This window comes from Bacillus sp. BC08 (assembly GCF_054326875.1).
Window position 1 is genome coordinate 150,311 of record NZ_JBTGPA010000037.1, and the last position, 16,868, is coordinate 167,178.

20 protein-coding genes are annotated in these 16,868 nt (G+C 33.7%); 11 read left to right on the plus strand and 9 right to left on the minus strand.

The genetic code is table 11. The annotated features are described in order from the left end of the window. Positions 1–186: 186 nt before the first annotated feature. The 6 genes from ACXVYO_RS24415 to ACXVYO_RS24440 all read right to left on the minus strand — a co-directional run bounded on the left by ACXVYO_RS24415 (position 187) and on the right by ACXVYO_RS24440 (position 4,833). Entirely contained in the window at positions 187–912 is a 726-nt protein-coding gene (locus ACXVYO_RS24415) for a sulfite exporter TauE/SafE family protein (RefSeq protein ID WP_458468713.1), read from the minus strand. 126 nt (positions 913–1,038) lie between these two features. Then, positions 1,039–2,259: an MFS transporter gene (locus tag ACXVYO_RS24420; RefSeq protein ID WP_458468714.1), complete on the minus strand. Its 1,221-nt coding sequence runs from the start codon at positions 2,257–2,259 to the stop codon at positions 1,039–1,041. 19 nt (positions 2,260–2,278) lie between these two features. Then, on the minus strand, positions 2,279–2,728 hold the full coding sequence (locus ACXVYO_RS24425) for an ArsR/SmtB family transcription factor (protein ID WP_063263704.1): 450 nt from the start codon (positions 2,726–2,728) through the stop codon (positions 2,279–2,281). A gap of 128 nt (positions 2,729–2,856) precedes the next feature. Further along, the gene (locus tag ACXVYO_RS24430) at positions 2,857–4,071 is read right to left on the minus strand and encodes an MFS transporter (protein WP_458468715.1); all 1,215 of its coding nucleotides are present in this window, start codon (positions 4,069–4,071) and stop codon (positions 2,857–2,859) included. 7 nt (positions 4,072–4,078) lie between these two features. Next, complete coding sequence (locus tag ACXVYO_RS24435) at positions 4,079–4,546, minus strand: VOC family protein (protein ID WP_458468716.1); 468 nt, start codon at positions 4,544–4,546, stop codon at positions 4,079–4,081. Between the two features lie 167 nt (positions 4,547–4,713). After that, on the minus strand, positions 4,714–4,833 hold the full coding sequence (locus ACXVYO_RS24440; protein ID WP_000120179.1) for a YjcZ family sporulation protein: 120 nt from the start codon (positions 4,831–4,833) through the stop codon (positions 4,714–4,716). A gap of 238 nt (positions 4,834–5,071) precedes the next feature. Here ACXVYO_RS24440 and ACXVYO_RS24445 point away from each other — a divergent pair, with 238 nt between their 5' ends. Continuing rightward, entirely contained in the window at positions 5,072–5,290 is a 219-nt protein-coding gene (locus ACXVYO_RS24445; protein ID WP_033656016.1) for an aspartyl-phosphate phosphatase Spo0E family protein, read from the plus strand. A gap of 55 nt (positions 5,291–5,345) precedes the next feature. Then, positions 5,346–5,534 (plus strand): RNA chaperone Hfq, encoded by a 189-nt coding sequence (hfq, locus tag ACXVYO_RS24450; RefSeq protein ID WP_458468717.1) that lies wholly within the window; start codon positions 5,346–5,348, stop codon positions 5,532–5,534. 25 nt (positions 5,535–5,559) lie between these two features. Here hfq and ACXVYO_RS24455 read toward each other — a convergent pair whose 3' ends face one another. Then, positions 5,560–6,162, minus strand: a complete 603-nt coding sequence (locus ACXVYO_RS24455) for an HD domain-containing protein (protein ID WP_064476552.1) — start codon at positions 6,160–6,162, stop codon at positions 5,560–5,562. Positions 6,163–6,334: 172 nt separating this feature from the next. Here ACXVYO_RS24455 and ACXVYO_RS24460 point away from each other — a divergent pair, with 172 nt between their 5' ends. The 7 genes from ACXVYO_RS24460 (at position 6,335) to ACXVYO_RS24490 (ending at position 14,434) form a co-directional block, all read left to right on the plus strand. Then, positions 6,335–7,168, plus strand: a complete 834-nt coding sequence (locus tag ACXVYO_RS24460; protein ID WP_458468718.1) for a flagellar motor protein MotP — start codon at positions 6,335–6,337, stop codon at positions 7,166–7,168. Positions 7,169–7,190: 22 nt separating this feature from the next. Then, entirely contained in the window at positions 7,191–7,868 is a 678-nt protein-coding gene (locus tag ACXVYO_RS24465) for an OmpA family protein (protein WP_098345411.1), read from the plus strand. Between the two features lie 149 nt (positions 7,869–8,017). Further along, positions 8,018–8,386, plus strand: a complete 369-nt coding sequence (locus ACXVYO_RS24470; protein WP_000940576.1) for a response regulator — start codon at positions 8,018–8,020, stop codon at positions 8,384–8,386. Between the two features lie 129 nt (positions 8,387–8,515). Continuing rightward, entirely contained in the window at positions 8,516–10,519 is a 2,004-nt protein-coding gene (locus tag ACXVYO_RS24475; RefSeq protein ID WP_458468719.1) for a chemotaxis protein CheW, read from the plus strand. Between the two features lie 173 nt (positions 10,520–10,692). After that, a complete protein-coding gene (locus ACXVYO_RS24480) occupies positions 10,693–12,333 on the plus strand; it encodes a flagellar motor switch protein (RefSeq protein WP_458468720.1) in 1,641 nt (546 codons plus the stop codon). A gap of 16 nt (positions 12,334–12,349) precedes the next feature. Further along, a complete protein-coding gene (locus ACXVYO_RS24485; protein WP_458468721.1) occupies positions 12,350–13,690 on the plus strand; it encodes a transglycosylase in 1,341 nt (446 codons plus the stop codon). Between the two features lie 27 nt (positions 13,691–13,717). After that, positions 13,718–14,434, plus strand: a complete 717-nt coding sequence (locus ACXVYO_RS24490; RefSeq protein WP_458468722.1) for a hypothetical protein — start codon at positions 13,718–13,720, stop codon at positions 14,432–14,434. A 33-nt stretch (positions 14,435–14,467) separates the two neighbouring features. Here the strand turns inward: ACXVYO_RS24490 and cheR are convergent, their stop codons facing one another. Then, on the minus strand, positions 14,468–15,250 hold the full coding sequence (gene cheR / locus ACXVYO_RS24495) for a protein-glutamate O-methyltransferase CheR (protein WP_061680539.1): 783 nt from the start codon (positions 15,248–15,250) through the stop codon (positions 14,468–14,470). Positions 15,251–15,289: 39 nt separating this feature from the next. After that, positions 15,290–15,787, minus strand: coding sequence for a flagellar motor switch protein FliG (locus ACXVYO_RS24500; RefSeq protein ID WP_458468723.1), 498 nt, complete (start codon positions 15,785–15,787; stop codon positions 15,290–15,292). A 143-nt stretch (positions 15,788–15,930) separates the two neighbouring features. Here ACXVYO_RS24500 and ACXVYO_RS24505 point away from each other — a divergent pair, with 143 nt between their 5' ends. After that, complete coding sequence (locus tag ACXVYO_RS24505) at positions 15,931–16,395, plus strand: YaaR family protein (RefSeq protein WP_000946323.1); 465 nt, start codon at positions 15,931–15,933, stop codon at positions 16,393–16,395. A 16-nt stretch (positions 16,396–16,411) separates the two neighbouring features. Then, on the plus strand, positions 16,412–16,864 hold the full coding sequence (locus ACXVYO_RS24510; protein WP_458468724.1) for a hypothetical protein: 453 nt from the start codon (positions 16,412–16,414) through the stop codon (positions 16,862–16,864). Positions 16,865–16,868: the final 4 nt, after the last annotated feature.

Consider the following 16,868-nt stretch of genomic DNA (forward strand, 5'->3'; position numbering starts at 1 on the left):
GAGGCAGACCTACATGCAGGTCTGCCTTTTTTGGAGGAGAAATAGGATTGTCTTCGAATAAGTATAGGGGAGCTGCTAAAGGGGAATCGAGGATTGAAAATAAAAAGCGGTATAATAGCCGCTTTTTATCGTTTAAGTCTATATGTTTTTGTACAATCTAAAGCATCTATTATCTTGAAAAGCTTACTATAACAAATGTAAACTCTCAATAAGAAGATACATACCCGTACAACTCAAAAGGATATACGTAAATATTTTGAAAATCCGTTGATTAAGCCATTTGAAAATAATTTGACCTATATACAAACCTAGAAATACGATTGGAATAGCATAAAAACTTGATTCCCAAATTGTTTTGTTTGTGCCAGTAAAGAGTATTTGAGTTAGTAGACTAATGAAATATATAAATAGATAAAAAGCTAAAGTGGTTGCTCTCAATTTCTCTTTTTTCGTATCAGTTCCTGTAAAGTAAAGCAACAGAGGTGGTCCTGGTATACCGATACTTGTCGTTAAAAGACCAGATAATCCGCCAACTATGAAATCTCTAGATTTTGTTGATTGAATCTTAAAGTTGCATATTAGCATCAACGTTAATAGTAAGAGCAGGACGCTAATTGCTAATTTAAAAGTGTTGATGTTAATAGAGGTGAAAATTAAAATACCAAAAGGTACACCAACTATACTACCGAAAATTAATCTTTTCAGTAGAATAAAATCAATGTCCATTCTTATTTTCCAAATAAGTGATATGGAAATAATTAATGATAAAATGATATTTATTTGTATAGCTTCTTGTGGTAGAAATAACATGAGTAAGAAAGGTGTTGCCATAATAGAAAAGCCAAAACCGGTACTCGTTTGTAAAATAGAAGCTACTAATATAATACATATGAAAATGAATATAATCTCCAAAATAGCCCTCCTACATAATCAAATCCAATACATATTTTAACATAAAGTGAAACTTTAATCAGTGGGGGCTTACTGTCCTTTAATACGGGAAAAAAGGCGGCTAAATAGCCGCTTTTTATGTTGCATTTAATATTCCAATGACGATCCTGTAGCTTTAAAATATTTTTCACGTGAAGGGGTCATTACTCGGCGTGCTAATAAACAGGAAAGGAAAAGAATGAGTAACGAGCTACTGATTACAGTAATTTGAATAGAAAGAAATTGTGCGGATGCCCCAATTGCTAAAATGAAAAAGATTTGGATGAAATTTTTTACGGAATCAAATACGCTATCAATCCGTCCTATCATATGAACCGGGATGTTATTTTGATAAAATGTGATAAAGCCAGTACCAGCGAATGATGAAGAAATGCCCAGTAAAATGAAACCGCCTGCCGCGACTATAAATGAATTTGAAAAGGAGAAAATTACATAACCTATTGCTGTGAATATAGTACCGAATCCGATACAATATTGAATCGGTAATCGTTTAGCAAAGAGAGAAACAAGAAATGAACCGAAAATATATGCAGCACCAGTTATACTAACAAGCATGCTATATTCCATGTCGGATAAAAACAGTACTTGTTTTGTGAATACAACTTCTTGTGAATCGAGTGCCATAGAAACAAGCATAGTAGCTTGAAATAAAACGAATATGAGAATGATGTAAGTTTCAGTTCGAGCGAATGAAAAAACTTGTTTCCAATCACTTCGTAATGTTTGTACGAAAGTATTTGCAACTTCTTCGTTTTGCTTTGTTTGTAGTGTAATGTTTGGTAAGAAATAAATGAGAATAGTAGAAAGTAGAAAGGAAAGTGAGTTGCAGTAAATTACAAAGGATGCTGAGTACGTGGTGAGAAGTATTCCAGCAAGGGCTGGACCGATAATAAAAGCCCCGCTTGTACAAAAGTTATTCCAAGCGTTGAATTGAGCGCGTTCTTCAGCTCGTATGAGCATTGTTCTATAAGAAAATGAAGCTGGATCGAAAAAGGATGTGGCAATACGAGTCAAAAAGATAAAAATATAAATGGCCCAAATAGAATCAAATAGTGGAATACAGCCAATGAGAGCTGCTCGAATTATATCTGTGATGAGCATAATGGATCGTTTGTTTAATCGATCCACCATACTGCCAGACCATATTTTTGTAAAAACGGTCGCAATTGGACCTACAATCCATAATCCTGCTACAGCAGCAGGGGAGTTTGTGCTATTTAACACCATTACGTTTAGGGCGATGAGATACATAAAATCACCTAAACGAGAAATTCCTGTTCCCGACAATAATAATAATTTATTTTTCATGAGCAGCTGGACCTTTCTTTCATTGTTTTTTAATCCTGCAGGAAATAGCGTATTCCTCTTCGGAGTTTGATTGACGAGCAGTTTTGTTTTCCCAGCGTAATAAAACTTGTGAAACTTCCCAAGTAAGCTGTTGTAATTCCTCTGGAGTTAAAAATAAATGAGATACAATATGACTACCTGTATTCGTTCCTTCTGTGCCGCTTTCTTCAATATAGAAATGAGCAGATTTTGCCTTATAATATTTTTCAATAATTCCTCGTTTTTCTTTCGTGTCAACTAATTCAAGTAACCCTCCATCATATAAAATTTGAACGTGATAATGTACGCTACCAGCAGATTTATTTAGTTTAGTAGCTACTTGCTTTGCAGTGAGTGCTTCGTCTTTTAAAAGGTGAAGAATTTGAATGCGAGTTGCGTTGGAAATGAGCTTCTGTTGCTCAGCTGAAATAGTAAGTCTATCGTCAAACATTATGACATCCCCTTTCTTATAGTCTAAATTTATTGTACATTCTAAAAAATTAGAACGTAAGGAAAATAAATCGCCTTTTTCCTTTATATTTCGACATGAATAAAAATAGCATGTACATAAACATGCTATTAAGTGATAGTGGATTCTTTACTCAGTTTCCCGCGATAAAATAGGTAAAGCCATATAAAACTAACAAAAATACAGCATATAGCTAACAAGGTACCAATAACTTGCGGAGAAAGAACTTCTAAAAGCGCTCCTGTAAAAAACATAGCTAACTGAATAAGAGATCCGTAAATGGAATAATGGAATGAAAAAACTTTACCCATCATATTTTCCTTCGTGTAAGTTTGAAGTAATGTCGTATCAAGTGGAACGATGATTCCTCCTGCTATGCGCATACAGAGCAATGTAATAATACCGACAATAAGCTGATCGGATAAAATGAATCCGAGAAAGAAAATTCCTTGTAGGAAGTAGGCCCAGCCAAATGCTTTTTTCATTCTTTCTTTATTATGAGATATATAAAGATTAACGAGGAGACTTCCCATCATAAGCCCAGCCCCTTGAACCGTATATAAAATTCCAATATTCGTGTGAAAAATTTTTTCGGCATAGATCGTTAGAAGTAGCTGATAAGCACCGCCGATAATGCCCCATGAAATGCCGACAAGAATTAAGGTTAAAATGATTTTTGTTTGTAATATGTATGTATAACCATCTTTTATATCAGTAAAAAATGCTTTTTTCTTATTACAAGTATCATGAGAAGGGACGCTCATATTATAAATAAAATAGGCTGAAATAAAGTATGACAGGCTATTTACTAAAAAAGCGAACTCAATATGTAAAGATTGTGCAAGGATTCCACCCAAAGAAGCCCCCATAATAGACATAAAGCCATTCATTGTACTAGAAAGGGAGTTAGCAGTTACGAAATGATTTTGGTGTACGATATTTTTTAAGGTTGTTTGTTTAGCTGGTTCAAATAAACAAGAAAGTACGGATAAACATATATTAGAGATGAAAATAATCTCAATTTTATATAATGCAAATAAGTAAGTGAGGACGATTATGCCTCGTAAAATATCGGTAAAAATCAGAATCTTCTTTTTAGAAAAACGATCTACAATCCCTCCTATGAAAGGACTAAGCAAAAGTTGAGGCAAACCTTTACTTATAAAGGTGAGTGCGATCATAAACGGAGATTCCGTTATGCTATAGACGAATGTTAATATAGCTACAGTATGAAACCAATCTCCGAGTACACTTAACGTTTGACCGTAAAATAGTTTTTTGAAGTTATTATTTGTTTTAAGAAGTGCGGAATAAGAAACTGACATAACAAAATTAATCTTTATGTAATGATGATGCTTGAACTTGTTTTTTCCACTCGCTTAAATACACTTTCTCCGCTGTAGGAAGTCCAACAGGTAATTGTGCAATCAATTCTAAACTATTTCCGTCAGGGTCGTTAAAGTATACGGCGGCATGCGCTAATTCTGGAAAAACAATCGGTTCAATTGGTTCCATTCCGAAATCTTTTCGTGCTGAAATGCCTTTTTGATTTAGCCAATGAATCGCATTTTCTAAATCATGTAAGCTTACTTGAAAGGCGATGTGTCGTAAAGAGGGATGATAATTAACTTTGTATTCTGTGCCTTCCCAAAGGCCGAGCCAACTTTCATTTTCTTTAATCCAAAAGAAAGCAATATCATCTCCTCTTTTATATAATTTCAGTCCAAGTGATTCATAAAAAGGTATTGATATCTCTAGGTTACTGACAGGTAAATGTGCTTCGTAAAGACCTTTAATCATTGTAATCCTCCTTAGTAAAGTATTTCTTAATTTCATAGTAAACGTTTTTTTTATTAGTTGAAATCGTAAAAAAGAAGGATATTAATTCATACGAAAGTATGAAAAAACAGCTCAAATATGAGCTGTTTTCGTATAGTTTTTCGTTCATTTGTTAAGGATAGGATATATTAGTATCCGTATCCGCCGCCACCCCAACAGCTACATCCGATGATGATTAGAAGGATGAATAGTACGATAAGCAAAGCAAATCCACCGCCGAAACCAGCGCAACTTCCACCATAGCTCATATGTTTTCCTCCTTTTGAGTAAGTTAATCTATATAATTCATGGACTACTATATACAGTATGTTTTTTGTATGGAAAAGGAGCCAGTCTCTTTTGTAATTAGACAAACGCCTGTATGGTCATTTTGATTGTATGTTGGGCAAGGAATATGTGAATGAATTGTATATATTTTGCAATTTGTTCATAAAAAAATATAAAAATTGCAAAAAAAACCATTTTTATATTTTTTTATGAGAGGATTTGTACTATAATTTTACAAGTAATATTATGGGAAAAGGGAGTTTTAGTAAAGAGATGGAGATGGGAAAATTACACAATAAAATAGAAAACAAAAAGAAAGAGCTAATCCAACTTGTTGCTAGACATGGATTGGAACATGATAAAGTTTTGTTATTTAGCCGAGATTTAGATATACTTATTAATAAGTTTATGAATGTAAAAGATAAAGTACATAAATAAATAATTTGTAGTTTTTTATATTAAGATATTTTGTAAAAAAAGGAGAGAACAGTATTTGGAACATTTACAAGAAGAGTTATATAAACAAATAAAAGAAGAAAAAGGTATTGTTACAGTTTTTTTAAAGAGTGGCGTTAGAATAGTAGGAGAAGTTGTTGCGGTAGACAAATTTACCGTTTTAATGTTAGTTGATGGAAAACAACAACTGATTTACAAGCAGGCTGTATCAACGATAATGAAATAAGACACTCAAATTGAGTGTCTTTTCATTATCGTTTGCAAGCTTCCACGTCAATGCCGGCAGCGAGTAACTTCTTTTCTCCATCTTGTTCAATCATTTTTTGTAATTTAGATAGGAAAGAATCAAAGTTTGTATGCTTTGCTACTTGGAATGTCATTTTATGCTCAATTGGTAGCCACGTATCAATATCAGCTTCGTTATGCTGAATCTTTACCTCAAGCTTATCAAGTGCGTTAGCTACTTTTGCTTCGTACGTTTCTTTCGCTTCAAACTCCATCCATAAATCATATAATTCCTCACCGAGAGAACCTTTTAATGTTCGTTTAATATTTAAAATTGCTTCTTGCTCATTTATTTGTTTTTGTAATTGTAATTCATGACTATTCATTGTATCAAAAGCAGGAATATCACCAGCTTCAGCTTCGACTAGGTCGTGAATAATAACCATTTTAAGTAATTTTTCAATGTTTACTTTTTGATCTAAATAAGGCTCAACTAAAATGGCCATTAGAGACATGCGCCACGTATGTTCAGCAACACTTTCTTGACGTCCGTTAGAAAGCCAGCTATGTCGCATTTCATATTTTAGTTTTTCTGCTAGTGCAATGACTTGTAAAATGTTATGTTCCATCGTAATCCTCCTCATATTTCCATACTATAATTCTAATATGGAAATGAAATGTGTCAATTCTATGAGTATATTGCGATAAACAGATGATAAGCGTATAATACTTATTATATGTGAAAACGCATTATTAAAATAAAAAAATGTTTTATAAAAATGAAAAAGGAAGGGCAGGAATATGGGAGACGAAAATCAAGGATTTGCTAGACCAGAAAGAAAAAAAAGGAAGTTTGATATTTCTAGCCCAGTTGGCATAATAGTAGGTTTTGCTATTGTAATAGCGGCAATTATGCTTGGCGGCGGTGGAATAAAAGCTTTTAAAAACTTTTTAGATGTTTCATCTATTTTAATTGTCATAGGGGGAACAACTGCCACAATTATTGTGGCATATCGATTTGGAGAAATAAAAAAATATACGAAAAGTATTTTTACTGTTTTACATAGAAGAGAAGAAAATTTAGAACAGTTAACGGATTTGTTTGTTGATTTTTCGAAAAAGTCTAAAAAACACGGCCTACTTTCTTTAGAAGTTGATGGAGAGCAAGTAGACAATCCTTTTATACAAAAAGGAATTCGATTAATGTTAAGTGGTTACGATGAAGCGGAATTAAAAGAAGTGTTAATGAAAGATGTTGAAACGGAAGTGTATGAGTTAAGAAAAGGTGCAGCATTATTAGATAAAATTGGTGATTTCGCTCCAGCTTGGGGCATGATAGGGACTTTAATCGGTCTTATCATTATGCTTCAAAACTTGCAAGACACATCGCAAATTGGTACAGGGATGGCAGTTGCGATGTTGACGACATTGTATGGATCAGTACTTGCAAATATGATTGCAATCCCTCTTGCTGAAAAAGTGTATCGTGGTATTGACGATCTATATACAGAGAAGAAGTTTATTATTGAAGCAATTTCAGAATTGTATCGTGGACAAATCCCTTCTAAATTAAAGTTGAAACTCGATACATACGTATATGAAACAAAGATAAAAAAAGTAAAACGAGCAGCCTAATATTGCAAGGAGTGGTATGGTTATGATGAAACGACCGCAAAAGGGATCGCCTCGTTGGATGACGACTTTTACAGATTTAACGATGTTATTATTAACTTTCTTTGTATTACTAGTTGCTACATCAAAGCAGGATGCAGTAAAATTGTCGAAGATGCTTGAAAAGTTTAGTGACGCGGAGCAAGTAGATGCAAAAGTAATGGAAAATACAATACCAGATATTTCACATGAAAAAAATGATGAAAAAATGATTTCGAAAAAAAGAATGGATGAATTATATAAGAAGTTAAAAGCATATGTGGATAATAACGGTATTAGTCAAGTGAACGTATACCGAGAGGACACAGGGGTAAGTGTCGTTATAGTAGATAATTTAATATTCGATACGGGTGATGCGAATGTTAAACCGGAGGCGAAAGAGATAATAAGCCAATTAGTTGGATTTTTCCAATCGGTACCAAACCCCATTGTTGTAGAAGGACATACAGACAGTAGACCGATTCATAACGATAAATTCCCTTCAAACTGGGAATTATCTTCCGCACGAGCGGCAAATATGATTCATCACTTAATTGAAGTGTATAATGTGGATGATAAAAGGCTAGCTGCGGTAGGATATGCAGATACCAAGCCAGTAGTACCAAATGATTCACCGCAAAATTGGGAAAAAAATCGTCGCGTTGTCATTTATATAAAAGAATAGTATATTGTTATTTTGATAATAAATAATAAAAATACGAAAATTCTTTTAAAAAAATATTAAATTTTATCATTTTATTTTGTATAATGAGTGAGAATGATAAGGTGAAATATTAAGATATATTTATACATAGAAGGAGAGAATCAAAAAGAATGGCACATAAAATTTTAGTTGTAGACGATGCGATGTTCATGCGAACAATGATTAAAAACTTATTAAAAAGTAATTCTGAATTTGAAGTAATCGGAGAAGCGGAAAATGGAGTAGAGGCAATTCAAAAGTATAAAGAACTTCAACCTGATATAGTTACATTAGATATTACTATGCCAGAAATGGACGGACTTGAAGCATTAAAAGAAATTATTAAAATTGATTCAAGTGCAAAAGTTGTTATTTGTTCTGCAATGGGACAACAAGGTATGGTATTAGATGCAATTAAGGGTGGAGCAAAAGACTTTATTGTAAAGCCATTCCAAGCAGATCGTGTAATCGAAGCTTTAACAAAAGTAGCAAACAGCTAATATAGAAGGGGTGCCACAAGGAATCTAAACATTGATAGCGGATATGCGTGAGGCCCCCTTTTTTCTTGCTTTAAAACACTAAATTGTTATACATAAATGAAATGTTTGTTAGACAGGTAGGGGATTAAAATGCAAACAGATCTATTAAATATATTTTTTGAGGAATCAGAAGAACATTTACAATCGCTAAATGAAAATGTGCTAACTTTAGAACAAAATCCCACTGATATGGATGTTGTGGGAGAAATATTCCGCTCAGCCCATACATTTAAAGGTATGTCAGCGAGTATGGAATTTACGGAAATGGCGGATTTAACGCATAAAATGGAAAACGTTTTAGATGAAATTCGTCATGGGAATATAGTTGTAAATGCGGAGATTATTGATGTGATTTTTGAGTGCATTGATAATTTAGAGAAGATGGTTGCAGATGTGCAGCAAGGTGGAATGGGCAATATTGATGTAATTGCAACGAAACAGAAATTAGAAGCATTATTGAACGGCAATATAGAAATTCCTGCTGAACATATAGAACAAGAAACTATAAATAACGATGATGCAGCTTCACATGAAGTGCATATAACTGTTGAGCAACAAGCTATTTTAAAAGCAGTACGTGCCATTATGTGTATTGAAGCACTGCAAAATGTAGGAAATGTACAAAAAACAGTTCCAAGTATTGAAGAAATTGAAGCAGATGCTTTCGGATTTGAGTTCACAGTATTTATGGATACTGATCAAAGTGAAGAAGAATTAAAACAAGTAGTGCTTCATGTTTCTGAAATTGAGAAAGTAGAAGTGAAGCAAGGACATACATCAAAAGAAGTAGTTTCGGAAGTTTTGGCTACACAAGAAGTCGTACAAGAAGTTCCACAAGCGGCTACGCATGTGGAATCAACTAAAGAAGTATCTAAACAATCTGCTAATGCTACACCAGCTAAAAGCACTGCAAAAACGAAAAATGGTAAAGTAGAAAATCGTTCCATACGTGTTCAATTAGAAAAAATTGAAAGATTAATGAACATGTTTGAAGAAAGTGTAATTGAGCGTGGTCGCATAGATGAATTGGCACAAGCAATTCAAAATAAGGAATTAATTGAGCATTTAAATCGATTAGGTGATATTTCAAAAGATATTCAAAATGTACTACTAAACATGCGTATGGTGCCAATTGAGACAGTCTTTAATCGTTTCCCACGTATGGTACGTATGTTAGCGAAAGATTTAGGGAAGAAAATCGATTTACAAATTACAGGTGAAGACACCGAAGTTGATAAAATTGTTATTGATGAAATCGGTGATCCACTCGTTCATTTAATTCGTAATGCAATTGATCACGGTGTTGAAACTGTTGAACAACGTCGTGATGCAGGTAAAAATGAGACTGGTACGATTAAATTAGAAGCGTTTCATAGTGGAAATCATGTCGTTATTCAAATTACGGATGATGGAAATGGTATTCATAAAGGGAAAGTATTAGAAAAAGCGATTAAAAATGGTGTTGTAACAGAATCTGAGGCAAATAAATTAACGGACCGTGAAGTATTTGATTTAATCTTCCAACCAGGATTTAGTACAGCTGAAGTTGTATCAGACCTTTCTGGGCGTGGCGTTGGATTAGATGTAGTGAAACATACGATCCATAGTTTAGGTGGACATTTAATTATTGATTCTGAAGAAGGAAAAGGTAGTACATTTAGAATTGAACTGCCATTAACGTTGTCTATTATTCAATCTATGCTTGTTCAAACGAATGATAAACGTTATGCTTTCCCTCTTGGTAATATTGTTGAAGCAATTCGGATTAAGAGGGAAGACATCCAATCCTTACAAGGAAAAGATGTGTTAAATTACCGTAATCAAATTATTGAAGTGAAGCATTTAAGTACTGTATTTGGTGAGAAAACAGTAGATGAGGCGTTTGCGTCATATGATGGTCAAATGGTTCCTGTGTTAATTGTTCGTAATACACATCGCAGCTATGGACTTATTGTAAACACAATTATCGGTCAAAGAGAAATAGTCCTAAAGTCATTAGGTGACTTCTTTGCAGAGAGTTCTAACTATTTCTCTGGTGCGACGATTCTCGGTGATGGACGAGTGGTCCTCATTTTAAACCCAGAAGGTTTATAATAGGAATGAAGGAAAGCTCCCCACTTGTATACAATTGGGGAGCTTTTTGGTTAATCGTTACTAATCTAAAAATGGGAATAAATACATATTAACGTTTTATATAATAAGTTTGTTAAAATAAAATGAGAGTTTATATCATTTGATAGAAAAACAGAAATGAGGAGGCAGAGAAAATGCCTGAGCAACACACAAAAGGGGATACGAGCACAATTGTGCTAGAAAAAGAAAATGAGCATTTAACGCCTCAAGAATGCGATATTCTTGGCGAAATTGCAAATATATCATTTGGTTCAGCTTCGACTGTATTATCAACAATCTTAAATAGGCAAGTAAGCATTACTGCTCCTCGTATAGAATTGGTAGATTTATATGATTCAAGCGACGTCGAAGTTCCACACGTTGTATTAAACATTCATTTTACAAAAGGATTAGATATGGAAAACCTTCTTGTCCTTAAGCAAGATGTTGCATTATCCATTGCTGATTTAATGATGATGGGAACAGGTGAAGTGGAAGACGGAAAAGAACTCGGTGAATTAGAGCTAAGTGCTGTACAAGAAGCGATGAATCAAATGATGGGGTTCGCAGCTACATCTATGTCTGAATTCTTCCAAGATACAGTAGATATGTCTCCGCCGACAATTAAAGTTGTAAAGTTATCAGAAGAAATGGAGAAAATCTCTGAAATCGATGGGAATCAAACGATTGTTAAAGTATCGTTTGATTTAAAGATAGATAATCTTGTAAATTCTAAACTTGTGCAAATTGTTTCGGTTGAACATGCGAAACGAATGGTAAATAAATTGATGCAATTATCTGGTGACGTAGAAGAGCAAGACGAACCAGCAGAAGTAGTGGAAACTGAGATTGTAGAAGAAGTTGAAAAAGAGCATTTAACACAAGAAGAGAAGGATGTCCTTGGTGAAATTGCAAATATTTCAATTGGTTCCGCTTCAACAGTATTGTCAACACTTTTAAATCAGCCAGTTACAATTAGCACGCCCAATGTAGAATCAATCAATGTTCGTCATTATGACGGAGTACCAGTCCCATTTGTTATTTTAAATGTTGATTTTGTTGAAGGACTAAAGAATGAGAATGTATTCGTATTTACGAAAGATGTCGCTTTAACAATGGTAGATTTAATGATGATGGGAACAGGAGAAGTTGATCCAGAGAAAGAACTTAGTGAATTAGAACTGAGCGGTATTAAAGAGATCATGAACCAAATGATGGGGCATGCTGCGACGGCGATGTCAGAAATGTTTCAAGAAAAAATGGACATGACACCGCCAAATGTTAAATTCGTAACGTTAAAAGAAGAAATGGAATATTTGGGAGAGTCAATGAAAGTGGACGAACTCGTCCAAATTACGTTCAACCTTGAAATTGGCGACCTGCTTCAATCGAAAATGTATCAAATTTTACCGATTTCAGAAGCGAAAGAAATGGTTAGAAGACTTCTATATCCAATGCTGGAAGAGGAAGAAGAGATTGTTACGGAAGAAATTGAAGAAGAAAAAATTGTAGAACCTGTTGTGCAACCTATTGAATTTAAAGAAGTAAAACAAATGGAACCAGTATACATGGACACATCCATCTTACAAAATGTAGAAATGAATGTGAAATTTGTATTTGGAAGCACAGTGAAAACAATTCAAGATATTTTAAGTTTACAAGAAAATGAAGCCGTTGTATTAGATGAAGATATTGATGAACCAATTCGAATCTATGTAAATGATGTATTAGTAGCGTATGGTGAACTTGTAAATGTAGATGGATTTTTCGGAGTAAAAGTGACGAAATCACTATAAGGCGTTGAAATAGTAGATGAAAAGCGTAAAGGTCTTTCTAATTTGCTGGCTATGCATACATGTATGCTTGCTCTTCCCGCTGCAAAGTCAGGCGGAAGAGCAAGATGTGCCAGAACAAAAATTAAATGAAGTGAATGTGCAAGAAGAAAATAAAGAAGTTCAAGAGCAGCCAGAGCAAGAAGAAATGAAGCAAGATAATGAGAAACAACAAGAAGTAGCAAATGAACAAGAAATCGAAAAAAAGATAGAGACGGATCAAGGGGTTATTACAGTAAATAAGCCGGAATTAAAAGTTGGCGAAGAAGTGCGGCTTATTGTAGAACCGAAAGAGCAAAATGTTCAAAGTATAAAAGGTATTTTGCGCTTGCCAAAAAACGGCGATCAGTATGAACAAGAAAGAATACTATCGTTTAAGTATGAAGAGGAAACGAAGCGATGGATTGCTAACTACAAGGTCGAGACTTTTGATTTACAAGGTGATTGGAATCTTCAGCTCATTCAAAGTTACAAAGAAAATGAGAAAGAAGAGCTTGTAGAAAATGAAGTGAAAGTCCCGCTCATTCGTATAAATAATGAAGTGCCAACTCTAGATAAAGAGTTACCGAAGTTGCATAAAGTTACGATTGATGAGACGAAGGGAAACGTAATTGAACGAAAACAAGGCGATTCTATACGTGTGCGAGTGAAGGCAACAGACGTAGAATCAGTTGTGAAAGAAGTCCATGTGATATTAAAGGGGAAAGAAAATAAAGAGATTACCTTTTTATTAGATTACAATAGGCGTGATATGGATTGGCAAAAAGTATTTGAAATAACGGATACGTTGCCAATTGGCACATACGAACTAGTTGTAGAGATAGTGGATGCGGCCGGCAATAAACTGGTTGAGGCAAGTGAGTATATCGTTTCTGTTTTGGAGCAAAAAACAGAAGAGGATAACAAGGTAGAAGAACGAGAGAAAGAAGATAAATTAGAAGATAAGAAAGAACCTGAGAAGCAGGAAGACTCGAAAGAAGAATTCCCGCTTCCAGAAGAAAACCCGCCAGTTGTTCAAATTCCGAAAAAAGAAGAGAAAGTAAACGATCGTATAAAAGAACCATTGAAAGAGAAAGAAAAAATTACTTATGTTATAAAAGAGCCTTTCACAGACAACAAGGAAGTAAATAAAGCGAAGGCACAAATAGATAAAGATAATAACAATCAAGTCATTTCGAAAAAGAAAGAGAAAAAAGAAAAGCCAGAAGATAAGAAAGAAGCTAAAAGTGAACAGGGAATACAAGCCTCTAATGTATTTGCCATCATGTCAGGTTTATTCGTATTGTTTTTAGTTTTAAAAAGTAATAAAGAATGGGGCTAATAATTTCATAGTAGTGGAGGCGCTTAGATGGAGATTAAACGTACGACAATTGAAAATAAGACGCTACAACCATTAAAACAGCCTGCAGCTATTTCGGAACATGAAATCCAGAAAGAACGAAAGCATAGTAATCTAGTGTTTACTGGACAGTCTAAGATTATTTCGAAAAATAATGAAATAGGGATTTTACTTGCGAGTTTAGGTGATGGAAAGGTTATGAAGGAAATGCTTTCTAAAGAGATGGATACAGTACTGCAACTCTTTAAAAAGTTGCATACGTTATCTGGAGAAGGGAAGCAAACAGAAAAAGTATTTGAACAAGTAATGAGAAGTTTACAAGGGCTTGTTAAGCAGGCGCATATAAAAGAGCTTCCTTTGTTAGATGGGACGTATGATTTTGCTGAAGTACAACTATCATTTGGTAGAAAAGTACATATTCCGTTATTGGATGTAAGTGCACTCCTTTCTAGAGTGGAAAGTGATTCTTCAGAAGGAAATATAAATTTAATGGTAACGGTTATTACTGCTTACATAACGAAATTGTCTAACGAAACTATTTTAATTAACGTTACAGATCGCACTGCTAAAGAGCGGGATGTAAGTGTATGGAGAGCGCTCGCAGAAATGAATATGACACAATTATCACAGGCCCTGAAACAAACGATGCAAGAACATAAATGGTCTATGACATTTCTTTTTCTCTTTGTATGGATTGTTGCTATTATTTTAATTCGAGTTATATAAAAAGGTCGTCACTTTACATTGTGACGACCTCTTTTATATTTTTTCGTAGAAGAATGTATCAAATCTCTGAAGGTTATAACGTTCAGGTGTTAAAATTTGTTCGGTACTACCAACAAATAGTACGCCGCCTTTTCGTAAAGCACGACTAAACTTTTCGTAAAGTTTTACCCTTGCTTCTTCAGTAAAGTATATCATTACGTTGCGACAAATGATTAAATCGTAATTTGTATCGAACGACTGCATTAACAGGTCATGTTGTTTGAACGTAACGTTTTGCTTAATGTTTTGATGTAATGAATATATATCATTCTCTTTTGTGAAATGACGTTCTTTCAAATCGGTAGGTAATTCTTTTAAAGAACGTTCTGTATATTGACCGCGTTTTGCAGTTTCTAAAATGTGAAAATCAAGATCTGTTGCTTGTATTTCAAAACGAAATGGAGCTAGATGCTTCGATAAAATTAAAGAGAGTGTATATGGTTCTTCACCGGCAGCGCAAGCGGCACTCCATACTTTTAATTTTCCGTTATTTTGTTCCAGTAATTTTGGTAGTGCTTTCGTCTCTAACGTTTGCCAACGTTCTTTATTTCTGAAAAATTCTGAAACGTTAATTGTAATATAATCAATAAAACTTAAAAATAAATTTTGATCGGTACGTAAATTACTTAAAAAATTAGTGTAGTTCTCAAAACCTTTTCTCGAGATAAAAGCATCGATTCTACGACGCATTCTATCTTGTTTATATGAAGCAATATCCATATTAAATTGTTGTTTAAAACTCGCGATAAAATGATCATAATCTTGTTCAATTATCATATTTATAATAGGCACAATAACGATATTGTGCCTCCCCCTTTACATCATACGGATTTTTTGTTCAAAGTTTTTCTTCATCTGTTTTTCATGTAAACCAGGTAAATCATAAATAACAGCATCAATTCCTGCATCTTTTGCAACGTCAACGGGAATGACAGATGTATGCTTGTCCCCATTATAAAAACAGAGAACTAAATCGGTATCTTCGATTATTTGTTTTACAAAAAACATATAATCTGATCGGTAAATGGAGTCGGAAGGATGATCAAAAGTAACATACTCGGCTCCATGTCTTCTTAAGTAATCAACGACCTCTTGGAATTCATCTGTTAATGCTTGTAACGGTTGTAGCGTGTAAAGGCATAAATTTTGAGCGAGTCTTTCGTTTTCGATGAAAAAACGAAGAATCTCATTTTCGATAGATTTATAACATAATATGTAAATTTTATGTTTGTGAGCATAGTCAGTTAAAAATTTTTTTATTTCTTCTTGATCTAATGCTGTTAATTGATTTGAACCACAAAGAAAAATATTCATAGATTTGTGCCACCTCATGCTAAATTGTAACATATCTTTTATAAAAAATAACTGCAAAATATTAGTGTTCAGAGTATAATTATAAATAACTGGATTTTACGATTAAGTTTAGGAAGAAATAAAAAAATAAATAGGTGATATATATGCTGCGTTCGATCTCACATAATCCGATTTTATCGCATATACCGCCTGCTACTCAAATGCCGAAAGAAGCAAATGTCAGGACAGGACTTGCATTTTCGGATAATTTGCATGCAGATCCGAAAAAAGATAAATTGCTAGAACAAATGGAAGCATTTGTCGATAACATTGGAGAAATTAAAGAGAAAATTGAAATGGAATTAACGCTTGATAATGTAATGGAATACAAAAATACAGTAAAATCATTTTTGAATTTTTACGTAGATAATGTATTGCAATATAAAGATGTCATGTCTCGTCATCCGCGTTACGGATATTCACAGAAAATGACGATTGTGAAACAGGCGGAAATGGGATTAAATGAGTTAGAAGATGTTATGAATTTAATTAATACGAAAACGGGACATTTAGAAATGTTAAATCAAATTGGAGAAATTCACGGTTTAATTGTAAATTTAGTCTTATAAAAGGGAAGGAAGCTATATGTACATACAATTATATGAAAAGCTCGTTATTATTCAAAAAGCATATGAAAACATTCAAGCGCTTGGAGAACAAATATATGAGAATTTGAAACAAAAAAATGTAAATGCAGTTCAAAAGTTACAAGTAGAGCAATTGCAGTACATTGATGGTTTAAAAAAGTTATCAAGTTCATTTGAAGAAATGGTTGTTCAGCTTTGTAAAGAAAAGGGCGTGGAATCATTTCGTGTAAGTGCATTATTTTCGCATTTTTCTAACGAAGAAATTGAAAAAATGGAAGAATTACAAAAAAATGTAGCTGAATTAGAAGAGAATGTAAAAATGATTCTTTTGAAAAATCAATATTACTTAAACGTACTATTAAAAACTACAGAAAGTATTGTGGATTCCGTTTCTGAATATAATTTAGAGCGAAACAATAATTCACAAATCTTTATGAACGAACTATTGTAAAGGG

Excerpts from the sequence above, each read along its gene's own strand:
- ACXVYO_RS24420 (WP_458468714.1), bottom strand. The coding sequence starts at position 2,259 with ATGAAAAATAAATTATTATTATTGTCGGGAACAGGAATTTCTCGTTTA.
- ACXVYO_RS24425 (WP_063263704.1), bottom strand. The coding sequence starts at position 2,728 with ATGTTTGACGATAGACTTACTATTTCAGCTGAGCAACAGAAGCTCATT.
- ACXVYO_RS24430 (WP_458468715.1), bottom strand. The coding sequence starts at position 4,071 with ATGTCAGTTTCTTATTCCGCACTTCTTAAAACAAATAATAACTTCAAA.
- ACXVYO_RS24435 (WP_458468716.1), bottom strand. The coding sequence starts at position 4,546 with ATGATTAAAGGTCTTTACGAAGCACATTTACCTGTCAGTAACCTAGAG.
- ACXVYO_RS24440 (WP_000120179.1), bottom strand. The coding sequence starts at position 4,833 with ATGAGCTATGGTGGAAGTTGCGCTGGTTTCGGCGGTGGATTTGCTTTG.
- ACXVYO_RS24455 (WP_064476552.1), bottom strand. The coding sequence starts at position 6,162 with ATGGAACATAACATTTTACAAGTCATTGCACTAGCAGAAAAACTAAAA.
- ACXVYO_RS24460 (WP_458468718.1), top strand. The coding sequence starts at position 6,335 with ATGGGAGACGAAAATCAAGGATTTGCTAGACCAGAAAGAAAAAAAAGG.
- ACXVYO_RS24465 (WP_098345411.1), top strand. The coding sequence starts at position 7,191 with ATGATGAAACGACCGCAAAAGGGATCGCCTCGTTGGATGACGACTTTT.
- ACXVYO_RS24470 (WP_000940576.1), top strand. The coding sequence starts at position 8,018 with ATGGCACATAAAATTTTAGTTGTAGACGATGCGATGTTCATGCGAACA.
- ACXVYO_RS24475 (WP_458468719.1), top strand. The coding sequence starts at position 8,516 with ATGCAAACAGATCTATTAAATATATTTTTTGAGGAATCAGAAGAACAT.
- ACXVYO_RS24480 (WP_458468720.1), top strand. The coding sequence starts at position 10,693 with ATGCCTGAGCAACACACAAAAGGGGATACGAGCACAATTGTGCTAGAA.
- ACXVYO_RS24485 (WP_458468721.1), top strand. The coding sequence starts at position 12,350 with ATGAAAAGCGTAAAGGTCTTTCTAATTTGCTGGCTATGCATACATGTA.
- ACXVYO_RS24490 (WP_458468722.1), top strand. The coding sequence starts at position 13,718 with ATGGAGATTAAACGTACGACAATTGAAAATAAGACGCTACAACCATTA.
- cheR (WP_061680539.1), bottom strand. The coding sequence starts at position 15,250 with ATGATAATTGAACAAGATTATGATCATTTTATCGCGAGTTTTAAACAA.
- ACXVYO_RS24500 (WP_458468723.1), bottom strand. The coding sequence starts at position 15,787 with ATGAATATTTTTCTTTGTGGTTCAAATCAATTAACAGCATTAGATCAA.
- ACXVYO_RS24505 (WP_000946323.1), top strand. The coding sequence starts at position 15,931 with ATGCTGCGTTCGATCTCACATAATCCGATTTTATCGCATATACCGCCT.
- ACXVYO_RS24510 (WP_458468724.1), top strand. The coding sequence starts at position 16,412 with ATGTACATACAATTATATGAAAAGCTCGTTATTATTCAAAAAGCATAT.